Below are 6,420 nucleotides of genomic sequence, written 5' to 3' on the forward strand. Positions count from 1 at the left end.
ACGCCCGACAGCTAACGCCGCCGACCCGGGGCACCGCGCGGGTCGGGGGCGCGGGGTCTCCGCCCCCGCTGGGCAGGCTCGCCCCCCCCCCCCCGCGATGGCCACGCCGTTGATCAGACGGTCTTGGTCGCCCCGTTCAGTACCGGGGCCGGTTCGGTCCTGGTGTCGTCGACGGACGGCGGCACGGTGACCGTGACGGCTGCTGCTGTCTCGCGAGCGAGGAAGGAACCGAGTTCACCGATGGTGCTCATGAGGGGGGCGGGGAAGACGACTGTGGTGTTCTTGTCCACGCCGATCTCCACCAGGCTCTGGAGGTTGCGGAGTTGGAGTGCGAGCGGGTGGTTCATCATGATGTCCGAGGCGTCGCCGAGTGCCGCGGCGGCCAGTGATTCACCCTCGGCGTTGATGATCTTGGCGCGCTTCTCGCGCTCGGCCTCGGCCTGGCGGGCCATCGCCCTCTTCATGCTGTCGGGGAGCTGGATGTCCTTGAGCTCCACCAGGGTGACCTCCACACCCCATTCGGCGGTCGTGACGTCGAGGATCTCGCGGATGCCGAGGTTGATGCGATCGGTCTCCGAGAGAGTCTCGTCGAGCGTGTGCTGGCCGACGACCTTGCGCAGGGTGGTCTGGGCGATCTGGTTGATCGCCGTGTGGACGTTCTCGATCGCGATGACCGATTTCACCGCGTCCACGACCCGGAAGTAGGCGACCGCCGACACATCGACGCTCACGTTGTCCCGGGTGATGATGCCCTGGGACTGGATCGGCATCGTCACGATCCGCAGCGACACACGGTGCAGGACTTCCACGACCGGGACGATGACCCGCAGCCCCGGTTCCCGTGATCCGACAAGTCGGCCGAACCTGAACAGCACTCCTTGTTCGTACTGCTTGACGATCTTGATGGCCATGGCGAGTACCACCAGGGCCAACACGATCGCGATGACCAGAAGGAAGATCAGGACTTTCATGGTGCTGCTCCTCAGAATGAGGACCGCGTCGTTCCCGCGCGAGGCCCCGTAGTACGTCGGCGGAAGGGGATTGACCCGGACCCGTCCGCAGAGCTTTCGGCGTGGTCCGGTGTGACCTTTCCGCGACGAGCCGCCCTGCCGTGTATCCACCATCGCCCGGTGTCCCCGGCCACGGCAGGGGCCGAACGGCCCCAACCTCCCGCCCCGGCGGTGCGTCCGCCCGAAACGGGCAGGCGACGGCAGGACCCGGTCCGGCACCCGCGGCCTCCGGAGCGGGGCGGTGAAGGGACGTTCGGCCCCTGTGACGGTACCTGTGGGCCCCTGTGGTCCGACCGGCCCGGGCAGGACATTGAACGCAGGACGACGACGGCACGCGGACAGCTGTCGCGCTACGCCTACCAGAGCCCAGACTAGGGATGAACATCATGGCAGTACATGAAACTCCCGGCCGGCACGCGGGGTTCCACCTCCCGTCGCGACGCCGGGCCGGGACGGCCCGTAGGTCCGGCGAGACCACGACCGATACGACGGCCACGGCGACCCGCGCGCAGGTCTTCGCGGGGCTGCGGATCGTGACCGGGTTCGTCTTCCTGTGGGCCTTCCTCGACAAGACCTTCGGCTGGGGCTACGCCACCGCGTCCGGCAAGGGCTGGACCGACGGCGGCTCACCCACCAAGGGCTTCCTCAGCGGCGTCGCCGCCGGACCCATGCAGTCCACCTTCCACTCCTGGGCAGGAGCGGGATGGGCGAACTGGCTGTTCATGCTCGGCCTGCTCGGCGTCGGCCTCGCCCTGGTCAGCGGCATCGCGCTGCGGCTCGCCGCGGTCGCCGGGACCACCTTGATGGCGTTCATGTGGATCGCCGAGTGGCCGCCCGCCAAGCACCTGGCCGACGGCTCGCCGAGCATGTCCACCAACCCGCTCATCGACTACCACGTCCTGTACGCGGCCGTCCTGATCGCCCTCGCGGTCGCCTCGGCCGGCACCACCTGGGGACTCGGCAGGACCTGGGCCCGCCTCCCCGCTGTCCGCGACCACGCCTGGCTCCGCTGAGCCCAGCCCGCGCACCCGGGGGAACGACAACCGGGTCCCCGGGACCCGTCCCTTCCTCCCAGGCATCGAAACAGGCCGATGCACTGATGCTCGGCCACCTCTTCTCGCCCGCCGAACTCTCGGCACTGACCCGCCTCGGGCACACCCTCGACGACGACACCTGGCGTACCACCGTCGACCACTACCTCGCCGCACCAGCCATGGCTCCACCCTCAGCGGCCTGGTCCACTGCTGGGTTCTGGCCCGCACCCGCCCCGCCGAGGCCTGGAAGTACGTCTCGCAGGCCCTCACCGGCGACATCGCCGACCTCGAGGGCGGTACCACCGCCGAGGGCATCCACCTGGGCGCCTGCGTCGGCCCCCTCGACCTCTCGGTGATCGGTACGCACCTCGGCCGGTCACCCACGCGGTGATGCGCCATGCCGCTGCTCCGGTCGCGGTCGTCCCGCACGACTGACCCAGGCAGCCCCGCCGCTCACGCCCACTCCTCCCTTGGCCGACGGACTGGATCCGCGGCTCACGAATTCGGGTCCGGGCCGGTCTGTGGCACCTGGCGCTCCGCCGGCCTGCTCGGATGCATCGGTCCGGTGTTGGCGTGAGCCACCGCGGGCGGCCAGAACGATGAAGGGGACGGAGAATTCGGGACGCCGACAGGCCCCGGGGACAGGGACATACTGACCGTTCCCGGCCGCCGGACGTGGCGCGGATCATCTCGGTGCTGTCCGTGCCGCTGATGGCCCCGGTGGCAGTGTGTCACCGGGGTCGCAGGGGCCCGGGGTGGCTGAAGCGGCCGGCCCGCCGTTGGATGCGGTGCCGGCGGGTGCGGTGGCGTACCGGCGGATGTGCGGCCCGCGCGTCGGCGCGGGCGTAGAAGACGTGCTTGGCGCCCTCGATCAGTACCAGGTAGAGCACGACCATCAGGGCCAGAGCGAGGGCGAGGCCGGGCGGCAGGGACTGGAAACCGAGCGGTTCCGCGAGTGGGGACATCGGCAGCGCGACGGCGACGGCGACGACACCGATGGCGCTGAACAGCAGGGGGCGGCTGGGCCGGCTGCGGTAGAACGGCACCCGGCGGGTGCGGATGGCGAAGACGACCAGCGCCTGTGTGACGAGGGACTCCACGAACCAGCCGGAGCGGAACAGTTCGGCGCCGGTGTGGAAGATCTGGATCATGATCGCGAAGGTGAGGAAGTCGAAGAGGGAGCTGACGGGCCCGAAGAAGAGCATGAAGCGACGGATGAAGGCGATGTCCCAGTGCGAGGGGGCACGCAGCTGCTCCGGGTCGACGTGGTCGGTGGGGATGGTCAACTGCCCGGCGTCGTAAAGAAGGTTGTTGAGCAGGATCTGCGAGGGCAGCATCGGCAGGAAGGACAGCACCAGGGAGGCTCCGGCCGCGCTGAACATGTTGCCGAAGTTGCTGGAGGTACCCATCAGGACGTACTTGATGGTGTTGGCGAAGATCCGGCGGCCCTCGGTGACCCCGTCGGCGAGTACGCCGAGGTCCTTCTCCAGGAGCAGGACGTCGGCCGCGTCCTTGGCCACGTCGGTCGCGGTGTCCACGGACAGCCCCACGTCGGCGGCGTGCAGGGCCAGCGCGTCGTTCACGCCGTCGCCCAGGAACCCGATGTCCCGGCCACGGCGCCGCAGCGCCCGTACGACCCGTGCCTTGTCCTGGGGGGAGACGCGGGCGAAGACGGTGGTGGTCTCGGCTGCCCTGGTCAGCTGGTCGTCGTCCAGCTGAGCGATGTCCTGGCCGGTCAGGGCTCTGCCGGGCGGCAGGCCGAGGTCGGCGCAGACCTTCTGGGCGACGAGCGCGTTGTCGCCCGTACAGATCTTGACGGTGACGCCGAGGTCGGCGAGGCGGCGCAGCGAGGCGGCGGCACCGGCCTTGGGCGGGTCGAGGAAGACGAGGAAGCCGGCCAGCCGCAGCCGGTACTCGTCGGCAGCCGTGAGCGACGTCTGCCCGTCCGCGCCCCTGGTGGCCACGGCGACCACCCGGCTGCCCGCCGCGAAGTACTCCTGGAGGACTGCTGCCGCCTCGTCCGGCACGTCACCACAGCGGGCCAGGACTGCCTCGGGCGCGCCCTTGGTGACGAGCAGGCGGCTGCCGTCCGGGCGCTCGACGAGCGCGGAGCCCAGCTGCCGGTCGTGGTCGAAGGGCAGCAGCGCGAGCCGGTGGTGACCGGCCGGGGGCGGCGTGCCCGTGGCCTGCCACAACGCGACGTCCAGCGCGTTGCCGCCCACCTGGTCGAGGTCGCCCTCGGTGGCCAGCAGACCCAGCTTCAGCACCGTGTCGGAGAGCGCGCCGGCCGGGTCGAGGGCCGCCTCGAAACGGATGCGGCCCTCGGTGAGCGTGCCGGTCTTGTCGGTGACCAGGACGTCCATGTCGCCCAGGTCCTCAATGCACACCAGCCGCTTCACGAGGACCTTGCGCCGCGCCAGCTGTCGTGAGCCGGTGGCCAGGCCGGTGCTCACCACGGCGGGCAGCAGCTGCGGGGTGATGCCCACCGCGATGGCCAGCGAGAAGAGCAGCGCGTCGAGCAGCGGCCGGTGGAGCAGGACGTTGATGACGAAGATCCCCGAGGTGAGGGCGGCGGCGACCTTGAGGAGCAGCATGGAGAAGCGGCGCAGCCCCGCCTGGAAGTCGGTCTCCGGCTGCCGTTCGCCCAGCCCCAGCGCGATCCGCCCGAACTCGGCACGGCCCCCGGTGGCGACCACCACTCCGGTCGCACTGCCTCCGTGTACCACGGTCCCCATCAGCGCGCAGGAGGTCAGCTCGGCCAGTGCCGCCCCCGCGGCGACCGGCTCCGGGCTCTTCTCGACGGGGGCGGACTCCCCGGTGAGGACGCTCTCGTCGCAGGCGAACGCCGTGCACTCCAGCAGGCGCAGGTCCGCGGGGACCACCTGCCCCAGCGTCAGCCGTACGACATCGCCCGGCACCAGCTCAATCACATCGACCTGGGTGGCCGCGCCGTCGCGGATCACGACGGCCGTGTGCCGCACCCGCGAGTGCAGGGCCTGTGCCGCCTTCTCCGCCCGGTACTCGTTGACGAATCCCAGCGCCACGCTCAGCACCAGGATCCCCGCGATGATGATCGCGCCGGTCCGCTCGCCGAAGAAGTACGAGACCCCGGCCGTCACCGCCAGCAGGATCAGCAGGGCGCTGCGCAACTGCCGCCCGAGGACCGCCAGGACGCGGACGTGGTGCGTGCGCACGGCGTTCGGCCCGACCGCCGCGAGCCGCTCGGCCGCCTCACCCGTCGCGCCACCCGACAGGCCGTCGGGACTGCTTGCGAGCGTGGCCAGCACGGCCTTGGCGTCTTCGGCGGCGACCTCCCCCAACCGCAGCTCCGCTGCCCGGGTGGTCACTGACTCCAGGTCCATTCGGCCACCTCGGGCAGGTCAGCCCCATGGACGCAGACCCAGTCGTGATGGCGGTGACGGATGTCGACCATCCACTGGCGTAGGCCGTAGGGGATGCCGAGTGCGTAGAGGGAACCCTCGGGAGGGGGGCGGAGTGGCATGACGAACCCTTCTCGAAGGGGGCTGCTCAGGAACTTCGGGAGCTGAGGCCGGGGAGGAATTCAGTTTCGTCTATGAAGGCGCGGGCGACATCCGATAGGCGGCGGTTGTGGGAGCGGGCGTAGGCCCGCAGGGTGGTGAAGGCCTGTTCCATGTCCGTGTGGCGGCGTTCGGCGAGTTTCCCCTTGGCCTGTTCGATCAGGACGCGGCTGCTGAGGGCGGTCTGCAACTGCTCGTTGAGGAGCGTGCTGCGCTCGCTGGTGCGCTGTTGCAGCAGGCTGATGGTGGCGACGTCGGCGAGGGCCTGGGCGAAGGGGGTGGCTACTGGACTGATGGGCGCCGGGGTGGTGTGGAAGAGGTTGAGGGCACCGACGACCTCGTCGCGCAGGCGCATGGGGAGCGCCTGGACAGCGGTGAAGCCGCTGCGCCGGGCCTGGTCGGTGAACAGGGGCCAGCGGGCGGCCTCGTCGCGCAGGTCGTGAACGGAGACCGCGATTCCGGTGTGGAAGCAGTCCAGGCAGGGTCCTTCATGGTTCTGGAGCTGGAAGAGTTCCAGGAGGCGCACCCGTTCGTCGGAGGCAGCCATGACACGCAGCACGCCCTCACGGTCGGCGAGCAGGACTCCCGCAGCACTCGCGTCGAGCAGATCCACGCAGCGGTCGGTGAGCATGCGCAGGAAGTCCATGAGGTCGAAGTCGGCGACGAGACTGTCCGCCAGCTCGACGAACGTCCGGGCCATCAGCTGTTCCTTCATCGTGCACACCTCTGTGTGTGGGGCGTGAGCATCAGGACTCCTCGGCGGGCGGTCGTGCATCCGGCGGTTGCATGTCGGACGGGGGCGTGCCCGGGGGAAGGCGGAGCCGATGGGCGACCACG

At 70.2% G+C, this 6,420-nt stretch carries 5 protein-coding genes and 1 pseudogene; 2 read left to right on the forward strand and 4 right to left on the reverse strand.

Annotated elements, in window-relative coordinates; genetic code table 11:
- Positions 1-113: 113 nt before the first annotated feature.
- Positions 114-971: a slipin family protein gene (locus tag ACFVYN_RS40800; protein WP_390007870.1), complete on the reverse strand. Its 858-nt coding sequence runs from the start codon at positions 969-971 to the stop codon at positions 114-116.
- Between the two features lie 425 nt (positions 972-1,396).
- Here ACFVYN_RS40800 and ACFVYN_RS40805 point away from each other — a divergent pair, with 425 nt between their 5' ends.
- Both ACFVYN_RS40805 and ACFVYN_RS40810 read left to right on the forward strand, forming a co-directional pair.
- Positions 1,397-2,023, forward strand: a complete 627-nt coding sequence (locus ACFVYN_RS40805; RefSeq protein WP_390007873.1) for a hypothetical protein — start codon at positions 1,397-1,399, stop codon at positions 2,021-2,023.
- A 59-nt stretch (positions 2,024-2,082) separates the two neighbouring features.
- Positions 2,083-2,393, forward strand: a pseudogene (locus ACFVYN_RS40810) (glycoside hydrolase family 65 protein); the annotation flags it as partial.
- A gap of 382 nt (positions 2,394-2,775) precedes the next feature.
- Here the strand turns inward: ACFVYN_RS40810 and mgtA are convergent.
- Genes mgtA through ACFVYN_RS40825 form a run of 3 tightly spaced genes read right to left on the reverse strand, consistent with a single transcriptional unit; the run spans position 2,776 to position 6,298 of the window.
- The gene (gene mgtA, locus ACFVYN_RS40815; protein ID WP_390007875.1) at positions 2,776-5,406 is read right to left on the reverse strand and encodes a magnesium-translocating P-type ATPase; all 2,631 of its coding nucleotides are present in this window, start codon (positions 5,404-5,406) and stop codon (positions 2,776-2,778) included.
- Positions 5,388-5,546 carry a hypothetical protein gene (locus ACFVYN_RS40820; protein ID WP_390007878.1) on the reverse strand — a complete coding sequence of 53 codons (159 nt, stop codon included), beginning with the start codon at positions 5,544-5,546 and terminating at the stop codon, positions 5,388-5,390. The genes mgtA and ACFVYN_RS40820 overlap by 19 nt, the downstream gene beginning before the upstream one ends.
- 26 nt (positions 5,547-5,572) lie before the next feature.
- Positions 5,573-6,298: a GAF and ANTAR domain-containing protein gene (locus ACFVYN_RS40825; protein WP_390007880.1), complete on the reverse strand. Its 726-nt coding sequence runs from the start codon at positions 6,296-6,298 to the stop codon at positions 5,573-5,575.
- Positions 6,299-6,420: the final 122 nt, after the last annotated feature.

Origin of the sequence: Streptomyces sp. NPDC058307 (genome assembly GCF_042880295.1) — a bacterium.
In the GTDB taxonomy this organism is placed as follows: Bacteria; Actinomycetota; Actinomycetes; order Streptomycetales; family Streptomycetaceae; genus Streptomyces.